This window comes from Pseudomonas sp. MF6396 (assembly GCF_002018915.1).
GTDB lineage: Bacteria > Pseudomonadota > Gammaproteobacteria > Pseudomonadales > Pseudomonadaceae > Aquipseudomonas > Aquipseudomonas palmensis.
The window spans coordinates 32,690-50,419 of the sequence record NZ_MVOK01000032.1; the positions used below are offsets into that span (position 1 = coordinate 32,690).

Annotated in this window: 17 protein-coding genes, 1 pseudogene and 1 riboswitch; of the genes and pseudogenes, 7 read left to right on the plus strand and 11 right to left on the minus strand. The window is 66.6% G+C overall.

The annotated features are described in order from the left end of the window. Positions 1–12: 12 nt before the first annotated feature. Genes MF6396_RS24465 through glcD form a run of 4 tightly spaced genes read right to left on the minus strand, consistent with a single transcriptional unit; the run spans position 13 to position 4,243 of the window. Positions 13–420, minus strand: coding sequence for a heme-binding protein (locus MF6396_RS24465; RefSeq protein WP_043861167.1), 408 nt, complete (start codon positions 418–420; stop codon positions 13–15). A 4-nt stretch (positions 421–424) separates the two neighbouring features. Beyond that, positions 425–1,651, minus strand: a complete 1,227-nt coding sequence (gene glcF / locus MF6396_RS24470; protein ID WP_043861168.1) for a glycolate oxidase subunit GlcF — start codon at positions 1,649–1,651, stop codon at positions 425–427. Positions 1,652–1,664: 13 nt separating this feature from the next. Then, a complete protein-coding gene (gene glcE, locus MF6396_RS24475) occupies positions 1,665–2,744 on the minus strand; it encodes a glycolate oxidase subunit GlcE (protein WP_078481748.1) in 1,080 nt (359 codons plus the stop codon). Continuing rightward, positions 2,744–4,243: a glycolate oxidase subunit GlcD gene (glcD, locus tag MF6396_RS24480; protein ID WP_078481749.1), complete on the minus strand. Its 1,500-nt coding sequence runs from the start codon at positions 4,241–4,243 to the stop codon at positions 2,744–2,746. Before glcD ends, glcE begins: the two co-directional genes overlap by 1 nt. 233 nt (positions 4,244–4,476) lie before the next feature. Here glcD and glcC point away from each other — a divergent pair, with 233 nt between their 5' ends. The 4 genes from glcC to MF6396_RS24500 all read left to right on the plus strand — a co-directional run bounded on the left by glcC (position 4,477) and on the right by MF6396_RS24500 (position 8,597). Continuing rightward, entirely contained in the window at positions 4,477–5,235 is a 759-nt protein-coding gene (gene glcC, locus MF6396_RS24485; protein ID WP_078481750.1) for a transcriptional regulator GlcC, read from the plus strand. A gap of 147 nt (positions 5,236–5,382) precedes the next feature. Further along, positions 5,383–7,449: a maltose alpha-D-glucosyltransferase gene (gene treS, locus MF6396_RS24490; protein ID WP_043861177.1), complete on the plus strand. Its 2,067-nt coding sequence runs from the start codon at positions 5,383–5,385 to the stop codon at positions 7,447–7,449. 187 nt (positions 7,450–7,636) lie between these two features. Further along, positions 7,637–8,098, plus strand: a complete 462-nt coding sequence (locus MF6396_RS24495; protein WP_043861187.1) for an Lrp/AsnC family transcriptional regulator — start codon at positions 7,637–7,639, stop codon at positions 8,096–8,098. After that, positions 8,088–8,597: a GNAT family N-acetyltransferase gene (locus MF6396_RS24500; RefSeq protein WP_043861188.1), complete on the plus strand. Its 510-nt coding sequence runs from the start codon at positions 8,088–8,090 to the stop codon at positions 8,595–8,597. The genes MF6396_RS24495 and MF6396_RS24500 overlap by 11 nt, the downstream gene beginning before the upstream one ends. A gap of 3 nt (positions 8,598–8,600) precedes the next feature. Here MF6396_RS24500 and MF6396_RS24505 read toward each other — a convergent pair whose 3' ends face one another. From MF6396_RS24505 to MF6396_RS24530, 6 genes and pseudogenes are all read right to left on the minus strand, one after another. Further along, the gene (locus MF6396_RS24505; protein ID WP_058541266.1) at positions 8,601–9,950 is read right to left on the minus strand and encodes an OprD family porin; all 1,350 of its coding nucleotides are present in this window, start codon (positions 9,948–9,950) and stop codon (positions 8,601–8,603) included. Beyond that, complete coding sequence (locus tag MF6396_RS24510; RefSeq protein ID WP_058541265.1) at positions 9,947–10,384, minus strand: pseudoazurin; 438 nt, start codon at positions 10,382–10,384, stop codon at positions 9,947–9,949. The genes MF6396_RS24505 and MF6396_RS24510 overlap by 4 nt, the downstream gene beginning before the upstream one ends. A 273-nt stretch (positions 10,385–10,657) precedes the next feature. Then, positions 10,658–11,197 (minus strand): annotated as a pseudogene (locus MF6396_RS24515) (ABC transporter ATP-binding protein); the annotation flags it as partial. After that, complete coding sequence (locus tag MF6396_RS24520) at positions 11,194–12,210, minus strand: FecCD family ABC transporter permease (protein ID WP_078481752.1); 1,017 nt, start codon at positions 12,208–12,210, stop codon at positions 11,194–11,196. The gene MF6396_RS24520 and the pseudogene MF6396_RS24515, both read right to left, overlap by 4 nt. Further along, entirely contained in the window at positions 12,207–13,220 is a 1,014-nt protein-coding gene (locus tag MF6396_RS24525) for an ABC transporter substrate-binding protein (RefSeq protein ID WP_058541263.1), read from the minus strand. Before MF6396_RS24525 ends, MF6396_RS24520 begins: the two co-directional genes overlap by 4 nt. A 146-nt stretch (positions 13,221–13,366) precedes the next feature. After that, a riboswitch (cobalamin riboswitch) is annotated at positions 13,367–13,561 on the minus strand. A 40-nt stretch (positions 13,562–13,601) separates the two neighbouring features. Continuing rightward, entirely contained in the window at positions 13,602–14,774 is a 1,173-nt protein-coding gene (locus tag MF6396_RS24530; RefSeq protein ID WP_078481753.1) for a DUF1624 domain-containing protein, read from the minus strand. Between the two features lie 228 nt (positions 14,775–15,002). Between MF6396_RS24530 and MF6396_RS24535 the strand changes: the two genes are divergently transcribed. Continuing rightward, complete coding sequence (locus MF6396_RS24535) at positions 15,003–15,608, plus strand: SCO family protein (protein ID WP_058541261.1); 606 nt, start codon at positions 15,003–15,005, stop codon at positions 15,606–15,608. After that, on the plus strand, positions 15,608–16,102 hold the full coding sequence (locus tag MF6396_RS24540; RefSeq protein ID WP_043861196.1) for a copper chaperone PCu(A)C: 495 nt from the start codon (positions 15,608–15,610) through the stop codon (positions 16,100–16,102). Before MF6396_RS24535 ends, MF6396_RS24540 begins: the two co-directional genes overlap by 1 nt. A gap of 68 nt (positions 16,103–16,170) precedes the next feature. On the opposite strand, the gene MF6396_RS24545 is transcribed toward MF6396_RS24540, so the two are convergent. Further along, complete coding sequence (locus tag MF6396_RS24545; RefSeq protein ID WP_043861197.1) at positions 16,171–16,593, minus strand: NUDIX hydrolase; 423 nt, start codon at positions 16,591–16,593, stop codon at positions 16,171–16,173. A 199-nt stretch (positions 16,594–16,792) separates the two neighbouring features. On the opposite strand from MF6396_RS24545, the gene MF6396_RS24550 reads away from it, so the two are divergent. Beyond that, positions 16,793–17,677, plus strand: a complete 885-nt coding sequence (locus tag MF6396_RS24550; RefSeq protein ID WP_054915147.1) for an EamA family transporter — start codon at positions 16,793–16,795, stop codon at positions 17,675–17,677. Positions 17,678–17,730 lie beyond the last annotated feature (53 nt).

Below are 17,730 nucleotides of genomic sequence, written 5' to 3' on the forward strand. Positions count from 1 at the left end.
GGTTGCTCCTGATCAGTCTTTAACGGCGGCAACGCCGGCCTTGGCCACCTGGGCGTCCTGTTCGGACTTGACCCCCGACACACCCACCGCGCCGACCACCTGGCCGTCGACGATCACCGGCACGCCGCCTTCGAGCGTGCCGCTGATCACCGGCACCGACAGGAACGCCGTGCGCCCGCCATTGATCATGTCTTCGTACAGCTTGGTTTCACGTCGGCCCAGCGCCGCGCTGCGGGCCTTTTCGGTGGCGATGTAGGCACTCACCGGCGCGCAGCCGTCCAGGCGCTCGAAGCCCAGCGGGTGGCCGCCGTCGTCGACCACGGCAATGCTCACGGCCCACTGGTTGGCCTGGGCCTCGGCACGGGCGGCGGCGAGAATCTGCTGCACGTCGCTCAGGGTCATTACGGGTTTGCTTTGCATGAAATCAGGCTCCTGGGTTGAGGGCTTGGTCAACGAGTTCGATCCAGTGCCGCACGGGGGTTCGCCCGGCACCGTCGAGGTGGGTCTGGCAGCCGATGTTGGCCGTGGCGATCACGTCGGGGTGGCCACTTTCCAGCGCATCGAGCTTGTTGTCGCGCAGTTGCCTGGACAGCACCGGCTGGGTCAGCGAATAGGTGCCGGCCGAACCGCAGCACAGGTGGCTGTCGGGTACCTCGGTAAGGTTGAAGCCCAGGCGTTTGAGTACGGCTTCAACTGCGCCGCCAAGTTTTTGTGCGTGCTGCAGGGTACACGGGCAGTGGAAGGCCAGGGTCTGGTCGCAGCACGCCTCGAAGCGCTCCAGCGGTTCGGCGCGGATCACTTCGACGATGTCCCGCGCCAGGGCGCTGATGCGCTCGGCCTTGGCCGCGTAGGCCGGGTCGTCGCGCAGCAGGTAGGCGTATTCCTTGACGAAGGCGCCGCAGCCGCTGGCGGTCTGCACGATGGCTTCGGCGCCGGCTTCCACGGCTGGCCACCAGGCATCGATGTTGCGCCGCGCACGTTCAAGCCCGGTGTCCTGCGCGTTGAGGTGATAGTCCACCGCGCCGCAGCAGCCGGCCTGGGCAATCGGCGTGATGCTGATGCCCAGGCGGTCGAGCACGCGCGCGGTGGCGGCGTTGGTGTTGGGCGACAGGCTGCGCTGCACGCAGCCTTCGAGCATCAGCACGCGCCGTGCATGGGTGGCCTGGGGGCGTTGCCGGGCCGGTGCCACGCTGCGTGGCAGGTGGGTCCTGAATGCCTCGGGCAGCACTGGGCGCAGCAGCTCGCCGGTACTCACCAGCGCCTGGAACAGGGCCGGGCGCGGCACCACGGCGCGCAGGCCGCTGCGCAGCAGGCGCTGGCCCAGCGGGCGGGGCACACGGGCCTCGATGGCGTCGCGACCGATGTCCAGCAGCTTGTGGTACTCCACCCCCGACGGGCAGGTGGTTTCGCAGTTGCGGCAGGTCAGGCAGCGGTCCAGGTGCTGCTGGGTCTTCTCGCTGACGGTGTCCTGCTCGAGGAATTGCTTGATCAGGTAGATGCGTCCGCGCGGGCCGTCCAGCTCGTCGCCCAGTTCCTGGTAGGTGGGGCAGGTGGCATTGCAGAAGCCGCAGTGCACGCAACTGCGCAGGATGCGTTCGGCTTCGTCGGCGTGGGGCAGGCGCTTGGCCGCTTCGCTCAGGTTGGTCTGCATGGTGGCTCCTGGGTCAGACGTCGGCGTACTGGCGGCCGGGGTTGAAGATGCCCTGAGGGTCCAGGTTGCGCTTGAGCGTCTGGTGAAACCGCAGGATCGGTGCGGCCAGCGGCTGGAACGGGCTGTCCACCACGCCCGGGGTGAAGCAGGTGGCGTGCCCGTTGGCGGCGGCGGCGAGCTGGCGGATGCTGTCGGCATCGGCGCTGCTCTTGAGCCAGCGTTGCGCGCCGCCCCAGTCGATCAACTGCTCGCCCTCGATCGCCAGCGGCGCCGTCAGTGCCGGCACCGACAGGCGCCACAGCGGGCGCGGGTCGTCGAAGAACGCCAGGCGCTGTTCGCGCAGGTCGTCCCAGTAGCTGTCATCCAGCGCATCGCCGCCCAGGCGTTCAGCGGCGGCGCGTACCGAACCCTCGTTGCCTTCCAGGCGCAGGTACAGGGTGCTGCCGTCATGGCTGGCGGCGGTCAGCGGGATCGGCTGCTGGCCCCATTCGCCGAGCTTGTCCAGGGCCATCTGCAGCGGCATGGCCTGGCGCAGGCTGACCCGGCAGCGGTACTTGGGCAGCACCTTGAACGAGGCTTCGGTGATCACCCCCAGGCACCCCAGGCTGCCAGCCAGCAGGCGCGACAGGTCGTAGCCGGCGACGTTCTTCATCACCTCGCCGCCAAAGCGCAGGTGCGTGCCCAGGCCGCTGATCATGCGCGTGCCCAGTACGAAGTCGCGTACCGAACCCGCCCATGGGCGACGCGGGCCCGACAGGCCGGCAGCGAGCATGCCGCCGACCGTGGCGTTGTCGCCAAAGCACGGCACTTCGCAGGCAAGCATCTGCCCGCCACGCTCCAGCGCGGCCTGCAGCTCGCGCAGGGGCGTGCCGGCACGGGCGGTGATCACCAGTTCGGTGGGGTCGTAGGAGACGATGCCGGTGTGTCCGGCGAGGTCCAGTGGCTGGGCGTCGACGGGGCGGCCGTAGAAGGTCTTGCTGGCACCGCCGCGGATCAACAGCGGGGTGCGCTCGGCGATGGCCTGCTGCACGCGGGCCAGCAGGTCGGCGCTGCGGTCGCTGCCGTGGGCCGGGTCGAACAGTACGGTGCTCATCAGAAGCGCTCCAGGTCCGGGAAGGGCAGTTGGCCGTGGTGCACGTGCATGGCGCCGAATTCGGCGCAGCGGTGCAGGGTGGGGATGTTCTTGCCCGGGTTGAGCAGGCCCAGCGGGTCGAACGCAGCCTTTACCGCATGGAACAGGCTCAGCTCGTCGCTGTTGAACTGGGCGCACATCTGGTTGATCTTCTCGCGGCCCACGCCGTGCTCGCCGGTGATGCTGCCGCCGACCTTCACGCACAGCTCGAGGATCTTGCCGCCGAACGCCTCGGCGCGTTCCAGCTCGCCGGGGGTGTTGGCATCGAACAGGATCAGCGGGTGCATGTTGCCGTCGCCGGCATGGAACACGTTGGCCACGCGAAGGTTGTACTCGGCCGAGAGGTCGGCGATGGCCCCCAGCACGTGGGGCAGTTCGCGCCGGGGTATGGTGCCGTCCATGCAGTAGTAGTCGGGCGACAGCCTGCCCACGGCGGGGAAGGCGTTCTTGCGCCCGGCCCAGAAGCGCACGCGCTCGGCTTCGTCGCGGGCCAGGCGCACTTCGGTGGCACCGGCCTGTTCGAGCAGCACGCGCACGCGCTCGCAGTCGTCGTGCACGTCGGCCTCGACGCCGTCCAGTTCACACAGCAGGATGGCCTCGGCCTCTACCGGGTAACCGGCGTGGATGAAGTCTTCGGCGGCGCGAATCGCCAGGTTGTCCATCATCTCCAGGCCGCCGGGGATGATACCGGCGGCGATGATGTCGCCCACGGCGCGGCCGGCCTTTTCCACCGAGTCGAAGGCGGCCAGCAGCACCTTGGCCACCTGCGGCTTGGGCAGCAGCTTGACGGTGACTTCGGTGATGATGCCGAGCATGCCCTCGGAACCTGTGAACAGCGCCAGCAGGTCGAAGCCGGGGGCGTCCAGGGCATCGCTGCCCAGGGTCATGCGTTCGCCCTCGACGCTGAGTATCTCGACCTTGAGCACGTTGTGCACGGTCAGGCCGTACTTGAGGCAGTGCACGCCGCCGGCGTTCTCGGCAACGTTACCGCCGATCGAGCAGGCGATCTGCGAGGAGGGGTCGGGTGCGTAGTACAGCCCATGCGGCGCGGCAGCCTGGGAAATCGCCAGGTTGCGTACGCCGGGCTGCACGCGGGCAAAGCGCCCGGCCGGGTCGATTTCAAGAATCTTGTTGAAGCGCGCCATTACCAGCAGCACGCCCTTTTCCAGCGGCAGCGCGCCGCCGGACAAACCGGTGCCGGCGCCACGTGCCACCACCGGCACCTTGCGCTCGTGGCACAGGCGCAACACGCTCTGCACCTCTTCCAGATGGCGCGGCAGCACCACCAGCATCGGCGTGGTGCGGTAGGCCGAGAGGCCGTCGCACTCGTAGGGCTTGAGGTCTTCGGCGGCGTGCAGGATATCCAGGTCGGGCAGGCGGCTCTGCAGGGTGTGCAGGAACTCGGCCCGGTCGACGCTGTGCAGCGCACCATCGACGCGTTCGTCGTAGAGAATGTTCATGGGCAGGCTAACGACCCTTGTCTTGTTGTTATGGAAGCTCGATGGAACACGGCTCACTTGCATCATTGGCCGGCGGCGGCTTAGTGTCTATCGCTCAAATCACTGGTCGAACCAGTTTGTTGCTGCGGTTTTTCCGGCTTTTTCATGAATATTCAATAAATACAGTTAGTTATGTATTGATCTGGCAAGGGTAATAAAGCCCGCGGTGTCTGGTCATACCAGTTGGAGGAACGATGGGCGAACCGCTTTCAATGCAGGTGGCAGACGTGGTGTGCGAGCGCATCGAGCGGCTGATCGTCGATGGCGTGCTCAAGGTCGGCCAGGCGCTGCCGTCGGAGCGGCGCCTGACCGAAAAGCTCGGCGTGTCGCGCACGGCCCTGCGCGAAGGGCTCAAGCTGCTGCGCGCCAAAGGCATCATCGAGACTGCGCATGGCAAGGGTTCATATGTCGCGCAGTTGTCGGGGCAGGGCAGCACCTCGGCATTGATGCACCTGTTCAGTTCGCAGCCGCGCACCCTGTACGACCTGTTCGAGGTGCGCAGCCTGCTGGAAGGGGAGTCGGCACGCCTGGCGGCGCTGCGCGGCACCGAGGCGGACTTCGTGCTCATACGGCGCAGCTACGAGGCGTTGCTGGCGGCCCATGAGCAGCCACTGACGGCCTCGGAGCATGCGCACCTGGACCATGCGTTTCACCTGGCGATCTGCGAGGCCTCGCACAACCCGGTGCTGGTGCAGACGCTGCGCTCGCTGACCGACCTGCTGTTGAACTCGGTGTTCGCCTCGGTGAACAACCTGTACCACCGCGATGTGCAGAAGCGCCAGATCGACCGCCAGCATGCGCGGCTGTACAACGCCGTGACCGGGCGAATGCCGGAGCAGGCGCGCAAGGCGGCGATTGCGCATATCCAGGGCATCTGCGCGAACCTCAAGGAGATCGAGGAGGAGGAGCAGCGGCTGGTACGCGCGACGTTGCGGCTGGAGGGGTGGGTTTGAGGGCGTGTGGGCCGGGGTAGGCGCGCCGTGCGGCGGAGCTCTGCCACATCTGCCCGCTGGTCGCAGCAAAAAATGCGAACGATTGCAGTCAAACCCACTCACACCTTGAGGGCACGACCCCACGCCCCCCGTCGAAGGAGCAAGCGTATGACCCAGCGAGGCCAGGACACCATCGAATGGCTGCAAGGCCAGTCCATGCTGCAAGCCGCCCGCGACCGCGCCCGGCTGTATGCAGGGCAGGCGCGCATGTGGCTGCACCCTTACGCCGAGGCCCGCGCCCGCGACGCCAGTGCCATCGCCTCGGTGTGGCTGACGGTGTACCCGGCCTCGATCATCGTCGAGGAGGGCGGTTCGGTGTTGCAGGCGCTGGCCCATGAGCAGCTGTGGCAGGCGCTGTCGGAGCTGGGCATCCAGGGCGTGCACACCGGGCCGTTGAAGCGCTCGGGCGGCATCACCCAGCGCGAGTTCACCCCCAGCGTGGACGGCAACTTCGACCGCATCAGCTTCGACATCGACCCGCGCTACGGCAGCGAGGCCGAGCTGGTGCACCTGAGCAAGGTGGCCTCGGCGCACAACGCGGTGACCATCGACGACTCGATCCCGGCGCACACCGGCAAGGGCGCCGATTTTCGCCTGGCCGAGATGGCCTACGGCGACTATCCCGGGCTGTACCACATGATCGAGATCCGCGAAGCCGACTGGGGCCTACTGCCCGAGGTGCCGGCCGGGCGCGATGCGGCCAACCTCACGCCGGCCATGTGCGACGAGCTCAAGGCCCGCCACTACATCGTTGGCCAGTTGCAGCGGGTGATCTTCTTCGAACCCGGCATCAAGGAAACCGACTGGAGCGCCACGCCGCCGGTACTCGGGGTCGACGGCAAGCTGCGACGCTGGGTGTACCTGCACTACTTCAAGGAGGGCCAGCCATCGCTGAACTGGTTGGACCCAAGCTTTGCCGCGCAGCAACTGATCATCGGCGACGCCCTGCACGCCATCGACGTGCTCGGCGCCCGTGGCCTGCGTCTGGATGCCAATGGCTTTCTCGGCGTGGAGCGGCGCGCCGAAGGGCCGGCCTGGTCGGAGAGCCACCCGCTGTCGGTCACCGGCAACCAGTTGCTGGGCGGCATGATCCGCAAGGCCGGTGGTTTCAGCTTCCAGGAACTGAACCTGACCCTGGACGACATCGCCAACATGTCCCACGGCGGCGCCGACCTGTCCTACGACTTCGTCACGCGCCCGGCCTACCAGCACGCGCTGCTGACCGGTGACACCGAGTTCCTGCGCCTGATGCTGCACCAGATGCATGCGTTCAAGATCGACCCCGCCTCGTTGATCCATGCCCTGCAGAACCACGATGAACTGACCCTGGAGCTGGTGCATTTCTGGACCCTGCACGCCAACGACAGCTACCTGTACAAGGGCCAGACCTTCCCCGGCAACATCCTGCGCGAGCATATCCGCAGCGAGATGTACGAGGGCCTGGCGGGCGAGCACGCGCCGTACAACCTCAAGTTCGTGACCAATGGCGTGTCGTGCACCACGGTCAGCATCATCACCGCCGCGCTGGGCATTCGCGACCTGGGCAGCATCGACGCCGAGCAGCTGGCGCTGATCCAGAAGGTGCACCTGCTGCTGGCCATGTACAACGCCATGCAGCCGGGGGTGTTTGCGCTGTCGGGCTGGGACCTGGTCGGCGCCTTGCCGCTGGAGCCCGAGCAGGTGGAGGGGCTGATGGGTGACGGCGACACCCGCTGGATTCATCGCGGCGCCTATGACCTGGCCGACCTGGACGTGGAGGCGCAGCTCTCGGCCGAGGGCCTGCCGCGTGCGCGTTCGCTGTATGGCAGCCTGGCCAGCCAGTTGCAGCAGCCCGACAGTTTTGCCAGCAGCCTGAAACGCATGCTCGCTGTGCGCCAGGCCTATGCGATTGCGGCGAGCCGGCAGATCCTGATCCCCGAGGTGGCCAACCCGGCCTTGCTGCTGATGGTGCACGAGCTGCCGGCAGGCAAGGGCATCCAGATCACCGCACTCAACTTCGGTGCCGAGCCACTGAGCGAAACCCTGCATCTGCCGGATGTAAGCCCCGGCGCGGTGGTGGACATGATCAACGAACGGCTGGAGGGCGAGCTGAGCGAAGCGGGGGAGATGACCATCAATCTGGATGGCTATGAGGGCCTTTCGCTGCGCATCGTGAGCAGTGTGGCGACGCTGTAGGCGTTTGCATGCGGTAACGTTTTTACAGGCCCGGGGTTTCGTGTCTGACGGTTCCCCGGCCCCTTCGCTGGCAAGGCCAGCTCCTGCAAGGGGCCGCCACCGTCACCGCACTGCTGTCTGCCCCGTGACACACCCCGCCCACCTGATGGAAAATGCCCGACGCCTCTCCCCACCAAAAGGCTTCTGCATGGACAAGCTGGACCGGGCAATACTCGACCTTCTGCAAACCGACTGCACCCGCGCGGTGGGCGATATCGCCGAGCAGATCGGCCTGGGCACCACCGCCTGCTGGCGGCGCATCCAGAAGCTCGAAGAGGCCGGCATCATCCGCGGCCGCGTGGCCCTGCTCGACGGCAAGAAGCTCAATGTCGGCGTGGTGGTGTTCGTCTCGATCAAGACCACCCAGCACAACGCCGACTGGCTGGCCGGCTTTCATGCCGCCGTGGCCGGTATCGACGAAGTGCTGGAGGTGTACCGCATGGCCGGCGACACCGACTACCTGCTGCGCGTGGTGGTGCCGGACGTGGCCGCCTACGACGCGGTGTACAAGCAGTTGATCCGCATTCCGGGCCTGTCCGACATCAGCTCCAGCTTCTCCATGGAGCAGATCAAGTACTCCACCCGCCTGCCGCTGCGCTATGCGCCCTGAGCCGATCACGCTGCACCAGGCCGGCGCCGACGACAGGCAGGCTGCCGTAGCATTCGTGATGCAGGCCCGCGCCGCGCTGTTCCCCAAGCTCGCCGCCACCGGGATGCCGGCAGACCTGCAGCAGTTCGAACAGGTCTACCTGCACGGCGCGGGGCGTTTCCTGCTGGCCCGCTGCAATGGCCAGATCGTCGCGGCCATCGGCTACCTGCCTTACGACCACCGCTTCCGCCAGCTCGACTACCGTGGGCAGAAGGTGGTGGAAGTGGTGCGCCTGTTCGTGTTGCCGGCCTATCGCCGCAGCGGGCTGGCCGGTGAGTTGTACCGCGCGTTGCGTGAGCTGGCGCTGCAGGACCAGGTGCAGGTGCTGTACCTGCACACCCATCCGTTTCTGCCAGGCGCCATTGGTTTCTGGCAAAAACATGGCTTCGAGATCATCGATGTGGAAGCCGACCCGGTGTGGCAGACCACCCACATGCAATGTCGCCTGCCCGCCGGCTGAACCTCAGAAGCGCCCGTTGAGCGGGTATTCCACCGCCAATCGGATCTGGTCGGCATCCAGCTCGGCCTGGGCAGTGTTGCCCCGGTGCACGTTGTGCCGCAGCGACACGGTGGTGCCCTTGGCCACGCCGCCCTGCACCACGTAGCGCGCCTCCAGGTCGCGCTCCCAGTGCTTGCCGCCTTCGCCGTAGCCCAGGTACGCATAGCCGCCACGCGGGTCGACGTGGCTGCCATCGATGCGGCTGCCGCGCACATACGCCGCACTCAGCACCAGCCCGGGCAGGCCCCACGGGGTCATCGCCAGGTCGTAGCGGGCCTGCCACGACTGCTCGTTGGGGGCGTTGAAGTCCGACAATTGCACGGCGTTGCTGATGAAGATCGCGCCACGGGTCACATAGTCGAACGGTGTGTCGCCATCGACCTTCTGGTAGCCCAGGCTGAAGCTGTGCGGCCCTTGTGCGTAGGTCGAGAGCAGGCTCCAGGTGGTGTTGTCGATCTGCCCGGACAACGCCTTGCCGGTGTCGGTGGTGCGGTAAAGGTTGAGGTTGAAGGTGAGCGAGCGGTTGGCGTCCAGTGCATGGCTGAAGGTGCCGCCCAGGTAGTGCTGGTTCCAGGTATCTTCGTAGCGCGAGGTGTACAGGCTGGCGCTGAGGCTCGGGCTTGCGCTGTAGACCACCCCGGCCAGGTCGAAGGCATCGCCCTTTGCTGCGTTGGAGTAGTTCACCACGAACCCCTGGTCATGGCTGCTGGCGTTGCGGTCGGTGCTCTCGGTGAAGTGCCCGCCTACCAGTTTCACCCCTTCGAACTCGTTGCTGGTGACCAGCACCCCGGTGGCGGTTTCGGGCAGCAGGCGGCTGTCGGACGAGCTGAACACCGGGGTCTTGACCCGCTGTTCGCCATACGACAGCACGGTGGAGGAGGCCCGAAGCTTGACCGCCGCGCCGCCGCGGCTGAATTCGTTCTTGGGGTGGCCGTGGTTGTCCAGCCCCAGCAGGCGCGCCTTGCCGGCGCGTCCGCCGCCGCTGTCCAGTTGCACGCCGAGGTAGGCATGGGCATCCACGCCCACGCCGATCAGGCCCTGGGTGAAGCCCGACTGCAACGTGCCCATCAGGCCATAGGCCCATTCCTCGGCATAACCGTTGCGCTCGGCACGGGGCTTGTAGGCATTGCGTGCGCCGCTGTTGCGCGCGCCGTGGCGGTATTCGCGGTTGTCGTACACGCTGCGGTTGAGCAGGCTCCAGGTGCTGTCTTCGATAAGGCCGTTGGCCTGCTCCTGGGCCGATTCGGCCAGCACCAGGGGCGCCGGCCCGGCCAATGCCAGCAGCAGGGCCGAACGGGTGCGCAGTGCGATCATTGTGCGGCCTCGCGTTGCAGCAGGGCGGCAAGACGATCTGCTGCACGCCTGGGCAAGGTGCTCGGCAGGCTTGGTGGCGTGGCGGCGGGCTCACCGACCTGGATCAGCATCACCATGCCCATCGACAGGTGCGGGATGCACTGGATGCCGTACAGGCCCGGCACGTTGAAGGTCTGCTCGATTTGCTGGTTGATCCTGCCCTTGAACGCCTCGGCGCCTTCGGGCAGCAGGCCGGGCAGCGAGGCGGCATTGTGCCCGCTCTGGGTGGCGATGAACTTCACCGAATCGCCGGGGGCGATGCGCAGGTAGTCCGGCTCGTACACCATGCTGCCGGTCGCACCACGGTTGAGCATTTTCACTTCGTGCACCTCGGCCGATACCGAAGGGGCGAGCAGGGCGCTGGCGAGCAGCAGGGGCAAGGCGGCAAGGCGCATGGGCGGGCTATCCATTTCAGGTCAAGGGGAACGAACGCGCAGGATCTGCGCGCCGTCGAAGGGGTCGGTCAGGTAGTGCGCCTGCACCCCGAAGGTGGCCTGCAGGCGTTGCGGGGTCAGCACCTGCAAAGGCGGGCCGACATCCACCAGGCGCCCGCGCTCGAGCACGGCCAGGCGATCGCAGGTGAGGGCCTGGTTGAGGTCGTGCAGGGCGATCAGGGTGGTCACCGGCAGCGCCTGAACCAGGCGCAGAATGTCCAGCTGGTGCTGGATGTCGAGGTGGTTGGTCGGCTCGTCGAGCAACAGCAGTTGCGGGCGTTGCGCCAGGGCCCGGGCGATGTGCACGCGCTGGCGCTCGCCACCGGAGAGGCTGCGCCAGCTGCGTGGTGCCAGGTGGGTGGCATCCACGTCGGCCAGGGCCTGCTGCACGATGGCGTGATCGTCTGCCGACCACGGGCGCAACGCCGACAACCACGGCGTGCGGCCCAGGGCCACGGCATCGAACACGTTGATCGCATCGCTGGTGTCGGCCTGTTGCTCGACCACTGCCAACCGCCGCGCCACCTCGCGGCGTGGCAGCTGCCTGAGCGCGTTGCTGCCCAGCTGCACCTCGCCGCAGGTGGGCGTGCGCAGCCCGGCCAGCAGCTTGAGCAGGGTGGACTTGCCCGAGCCGTTGGGGCCGACGATACCCAGGGTCTCGCCACGGCGCACCTCAAGGTCGACCGCGTCCAGCAGCACGGCATCGCGCACCTTCAAACCCAGCCCGGTGCAGCGCAGTGCAGCTTCATCCAGCGGGTGGGTGACAGCGTTCATCGGGCGCTCCTGCGGCCAATCAGTATCAATGCGAACACCGGTGCGCCGACCAGCGCCGTGATCACCCCCACCGGAATCACCTGGCCCTTGATCAGGGTGCGCGAGAGCACGTCGGCGGCAATCAGGAACAGCGCGCCACCCAGCGCGCTGGCCGGCAGCAGGCGCGCATGGGGGGTACCGAACAGCAGCCGCATCGCATGCGGAATCACCAGCCCGACAAAGCCGATGGCGCCCACGATCGACACCATCACTGCCGTCACCAGTGCCGCGCAGCTGATCAGCAGCACCTGCACGCGGCGTACCGGGATGCCCAGCGAGGCGGCCGAGTCGCTGCCGAAGGTGAAGGCGTCCAGCGCCCGCCGATGCCATACGCACACCGCAAGGCCGGCCAGCGCCACCGGCAGCGCCAGCCACACCGACGGCCAGCGCACGCCACTGAGGTTGCCCAGCAGCCAGAACAGGATGCCGCGCGCCTGCTCGGCACTGGCCGACCGGGTGATCAGAAAGGCGGTGAGCGCGTTGAACAGCTGCGAGCCGGCGATCCCGGCGAGGATGATCTGCCCCGTGCTGTTGGACGGCCCGCTGGCACGGGCCAGCAGCGCCACCAGCGCGAAGGCCGCGATGGCCCCGACGAAGGCGCCCAGCGACAGCGTGATCGCCCCCGCGCCCAGCCCCAGCAGCGCCACCAGCACCGCGCCGGTGGAGGCGCCGGCCGAGATGCCGAGCAGGTACGGGTCGGCCAGCGGGTTGCGCAGCAGCGACTGCAGTACCACCCCGCAGGTGGCCAGCCCCGCGCCGCAGGCGGCGGCCACCAGCGCACGTGTCAGGCGGTAGTTCCACACGATGCCTTCATCGATCGGGTCCAGCAGGTGCCCGGCGGCCCACAGCTTGTTGGCCAGCACCTGCAGCACCACCGAGGGGGCGATCGGCGTTTCGCCAATCGCCACCCCTGCCAGTATCGCCAGCAGCAGGGCCAGGCACGCGAGCAGGCCGCGCACAACGCTGCCTGTCATGGCGCCAGGTCGAAGCCGTTGATGGCCGAGGCCAGGGTCTCCATGCCGCTGAACAGGCGCGTGCTGGCCTGCATGGCGTGCGCATCGAGAATCACGATGCGGTTGTGTCTGACCGCGTCCATGTTGCGCGTGACCGGGTCGCTGCGCAGGAATTCGAGTTTCTTCTGGTAGTCATCGGCCGGGAAGCGACGACGGTCCATGCGCGCGATCACCAGGAAGGTGGGGTTGGCCTTGGCGATGGTTTCCCAGCCCACGGTCGGCCATTCCTCATCGGACTGCACCACGTTGCGCACGCCCAGGGTCTGCAGCATGTAGTCGGGGATACCCTTGCGCCCGGCCACGTACGGGTCGATGTCCAGGTCTGCGCTGGAGAACCAGAACAGGGCGCTGGTGTCCTTCAGATCCTTGCCCTTCACGGTGGCGGCAGCCTTGGCCAGGCGTGCCTTGAGCTCGCTGTTCAACCGCTCGCCACGCGCCTGCACGTCGAAGATCTCGGCCAGCTGGCTGATGCTGTTGTAGATGCTGTCGATGCGAAACGGCTCCAGGCGGGTGCCGTCGGCGCCGACCAGGTTGTCCTTGCCCTCGCAGTCGGACGGCATCAGGTAGGTGGGGATGTTCAGCTCATGGAACTGCTCGCGCGTGCCGACCACGCCCTGCGGGCCGACCATCCACTCCAGCTGCACCGCCACCAGTTGCGGGCGCTTGCCGATCACCGCCTCGAAGCTGGGGTCGTTGTCGGCCAGGCGCTCGACCTTGTCGTTCTGCACCTTGTACTGCGCCAGCACATCGTTGAACCACAGCGAGGTGCCGACCAGCCTGTCGCCCAGGCCCAGTGCGTAGAACATCTCGGTGCCGGCCTGGCCGATGGTCACGGCGCTGTCGGGCGCGTGCTGGAAGGTCAGCGGCATGCCGCAGTTCTGCAGCGTGAGCGGGTAGTGGGTCGGGGCGGCCTGGGCCAGGGTCGACAGACCCAGGCCCGCGAGCAGGGTGACAAGGCGGGGCAACTGCATGATGCGATCTCCATTCGAACCGTACACGGGCAGGGGTGTACAACCTGGAAACACATCGACAGGCGCTGCCGCGAGGGCAGGGCAAGGCCGTTCGGCGCGCGGGGCGCTCGCGGCACAGATGTACTCCCCGGACACCCCGCCGGTTAGTGATTGTTGCTGTGCCGGCAGGTCTCCTGACTGGTGCGTCGTCACCTGGCTCCGGCCTTCCCGGGGGTCACCCAGTGGCATTTCAGGAGCAGGCTCGGCACTTACAGTTGCGGGGGCAGTTCCGTTTGACGCCATGCAGTGGCGTCTCGGATTCCCTATTGATTCCGTGTGGAAACCGGCGGGCGGCATGGTAGTCGATCACGCCGCCCGCAGGGAAACAAAACCCCGCCAGCCTCAGAGGTACTTGAGCCAGGCAATGTCGCGACGGCGGGCCTTGAACGCGGCAAACCAGTGCACCGGCGGGAACAGCGCCACGGCCAGCAGCACGGCGGTCAGCCACACCGCCCAGATACCATCGAAGCCGAAGTAATTGCCCTGGTTCAGGCCCAGCAGTGCAACGCAGGCCAGGTACGCCACTTTCAGCACATACAGGTGCAGCAGGTAGAAGAACATCGGTGCGGCGCCGAACACCGCCAGGGTACTGATCCACCGGCGCTGCCCGGCGCGCTCCAGGCCCAGCAGCAACAGCAGGCCAGCCCCCAGGGTCAGGGCCAGGAACAGCAGCGAGGGCGGGTACTTGGTGATGTTGAAGAAGCTCATCAGGGTGTGCGCGGTGTCGGCCTGAACCGTCCATGGCGCCTCGCCGTAGCCGTTGAGCAGGCGCAGGGCGACAAAGCCGATCAGGGTTGCCAGGCCTGCCAGCAGCAGACGGCGCTGGCGCGTGGCGGCCGGCATCGAGTGGGCGAACCAGGGCCCCAGGCCGTAGCCCAGCGCGATCACCCCGACCCACGGCAGCACCGGGTACGAGGTACGCAGGCGCAGGCTGTCGGAGAACTCGAGCCAGCCGCGGTCATGCAGGATCGCCCACGGCACGTGCAGCGCAGAGCCCTGCGCAAAGTGCAGGCCGTCGAGCAGGTTGTGACCGGCCACGATCGCGGCGCCCAGCACCAGCAACAGCGGGCGCGGCAACCACACCAGGGCCGCCAGGGCGATCATGCTGATGCCGATGGCCCAGATCACCTGCAGGTAGATCACGCTGGGTGGCAGCTGGAAGGTCCAGGCGATGTTCACCAGGGTGAACTCCAGCACCACCAGAAACAGCCCGCGCTTGAACAGAAAGGCCGACACATCGCCCCGGCCCTGGTGCTTCTGGCCATACAGCCAGGCCGACAGACCGGTCAGCAGCACGAACACCGGGGCGCACAGGTGGGCCAGCGTACGGCTGACAAACAGCGCAGGTTCGGTGCTGTCGATGGCCATCGGATCGCTGACCTGGCGGTGCAAGAAGAAGGTTTCGCGCACGTGGTCCAGCAGCATGAACAGGATCACCAGGCCCCTGAGGGCATCGATGGACAGCAGGCGTTGGCTCGGTTTGGCGGCGGCGGGGAGGGCAGTAGCGCTAGTCATTGAAAGGTCGCAGGCAGAGGGGGCGAATTGAATGGTTACTGTATAACATTTCTATTTGCTCGGTAAATCTTCCTTACAATCTTGACTGCCATGCTGCGACATCAGACCGCACCCATCTGGCGCTGCGCGCTGGAACCCGTCGACCCTGCGTGACAAAATGCCGCCTCGCAAAACCCTTGCACAAGGCTCCCGCTCTCGGGGCCGGCACCTTCCCAAAAGGATGGTTACATGAACGATTTACTGACCCGGCGCACGGTGATCGCCGGGCTCGGCCTGCTCGGCCTCGGTGCCCTGGCAGGTTGCAACAACTCCGGCGCGCTGGACTTCAAATACGGCAAGGACCTGAGCAACAAGATCCTCGGCCGCACCTTCAAGCTCAAGGACCCGCAAGGCAACGTAATGACCCTGTCGAGCTTCCAGGGCTCGATGCCGATGGTGTTCTTCGGCTTCACCCAATGCCCGGCGGTGTGCCCCACCACCCTGGCCCGCGCGGTGCAGATCAAGAAGCTGATGGGCCGCGACGCCGACTTCCTGCAGGTGGTGTTCATCAGCCTGGACCCCGAGCGCGACACCCCCGAAGTGCTGGACGCCTACGTCAAGGCCTTCGATCCCTCGTTCGTGGCGCTGTCCGGTACCCTGGAAGAGACGGCCGCAGTGGCCAAGGAATTCGGCGTGTTCTACGAGAAGGTGCCGGCCGGCGACACCTATACCATTTCCCACAGCTCGACCAGCTACGTGTTCGACTCGCGTGGCGTGCTGCGCCTTGGCCTCTCGCATTCCCTCAATGCCAAGGAATGCACCGAAGACCTGCTTACCGTAATGGAGGTTTGTTAATGCGTTCTCCCGTGAAACACGCGCTTGGCGCGATGGCGTTGCTGTCCCTGTTCGGTGCGGCGCTGCCCGCCGTTGCCCAGACCACCGTGGGCGAGCCCTGGGTGCGCGCCAGCGTGCCGCAGCAGCAGTCGACCGGTGCGTTCATGACCCTCACTGCCAGCACCGACAGCAAGCTGGTGGGTGTCGAGTCGCCGGTGGCCAAGACCGTGCAGGTGCACCAGATGCAGATGCACAACGACGTGATGAGCATGAGTGAAGTCAAGGCGCTGGACCTGCCCGCCGGCAAGCCGGTGGTGCTCGACACCAATGGCTACCACGTGATGCTGATGGGCCTGGTCAAGCAGGTGAAGGAAGGCGACACGGTGCCGCTGACCCTGATCGTCGAAGACGCCAAGGGCCAGAAGGAGTCGATCAAGGTCGACGCCCCGGTGCGTTCGCTGACCGCCACCGACGGTCACGGCGAGCACTCGATGCACGACCACAGCCACATGTAAGTACCCGCCGCGCCGGCCCTTGCGCCGGCGCAATCCGTTCCTGCCGGGTGGTTCGCCACCCAACGGGTTCAACTGGCCTGCGCCAGATAGTCCCGCAGCCGATCCTGCAGATACCACACACCTTCAGCGTGTTTCAGGTAATCGCTGATCGGCATCATCTGCCAGTACTGGCCTTCGTCGCCAAATTCGATGGCATCGATTTCCCCCTGCGTGATGTGCCCCACCAGAAACCAGGACTCCCAGCCGGGTCTGGCCAGGCTGGGGTAGTTGCGGCGCCATTCGATGCGTTCGGGGGGCAGGCGCAGGGCGAACTCTTCGTCCAGCTCGCGCAGCGCGCATTCCACCGGGGTCTCATCACCTTCGCGCCCCCCGCCGGCAAAGTCCCAGCAGCCGGGGAAGGGGATGGTGCTTTTCACGTCGCGCTTGTAGGTCAGCAGGTGGTCGTGGAACAGCAGGGCGAGTTTGGCACCGCAGAAGGGTTTGAGGGGCATGGAGACTGGCCTCTGGCAGGACGGGGCGTTAGGCACCGGGCCAGTATTTATACGACGGTTCTGCAGGTTGCGCGGCGTTTTTTGTGGTGTGGGCTGCCGGGCAGCTGCTGGTCACACAGGCATGCGCCGCCGACGGGTACAACTGAACCTGGGAATAAGGATATGCTGTTTCGAAATATTACAAATTGGTGAGGGCAGAATGCCGTTAAAGGACCTGTTGCTGGCGCTGGTGGTGATCGTCGCCTGGGGCCTGAATTTCGTGGTGATCAAGGTCGGCCTCGACGGCCTGCCGCCCATGCTGCTGGGTGGCCTGCGCTTCGTGCTGGTGCTGTTTCCGGCGATCTTCTTCATCAAGCGCCCGCAACTGCCGTGGCGCTGGTTGCTGGCCTACGGCACCACCATCTCGCTGGGCCAGTTCGCCTTTCTGTTCGAGGCCATGGGCAACGGCATGCCGCCGGGCCTGGCATCGCTGGTGCTGCAGTCGCAAGCCTTCTTCACGCTGTTCTTTGCCGCGATGTTTCTCGGTGAGCGGCTGCGCGCCGCCAGCCTGCTGGGGCTGCTGGTGGCCGCCGGGGGCCTGGCGCTGATCGGCAGCGAGAATGGCAGCCACGTGCCATTTTTGGCGCTGGTGCTGACCCTGTGCGCCGCCGCATGCTGGGCCATGGGCAACATCATCACGCGCCGCTTCGGCAACATCGACCTGGTGGCGCTGGTGATCTGGGGCGCGCTGATTCCGCCGTTGCCATTCTTCGCCCTGTCGTGGTGGCTCGAAGGGCCGGCGCTGATCGAAAGCTCGCTGCGCGGCATCGGCCTGAACTCGATCCTGGCCCTGGCGTACCTGGCCTTCATCGCCACCATGCTCGGCTACAGCCTGTGGAGCGGCCTGCTGTCGCGCTACCCGGCGGGCAAGGTCGCACCGTTTTCGCTGCTGGTGCCAGTGGTGGGGCTGAGCTCCTCGGCGTTGCTGCTGGGTGAGCGCCTGAGTACCCTGCAATGCTGGGGTGGGGTGCTGGTGATGGTGGGGTTGCTGATCAATGTGTTCGGCTCGCGCCTGCGTCAACGCCTGCGGGCCGCGCTGAGCTGAGGCCCCAGGGCGGCGGTGGAACGTTCCGCCGCGCACGCCGCTCCAATTCCAGA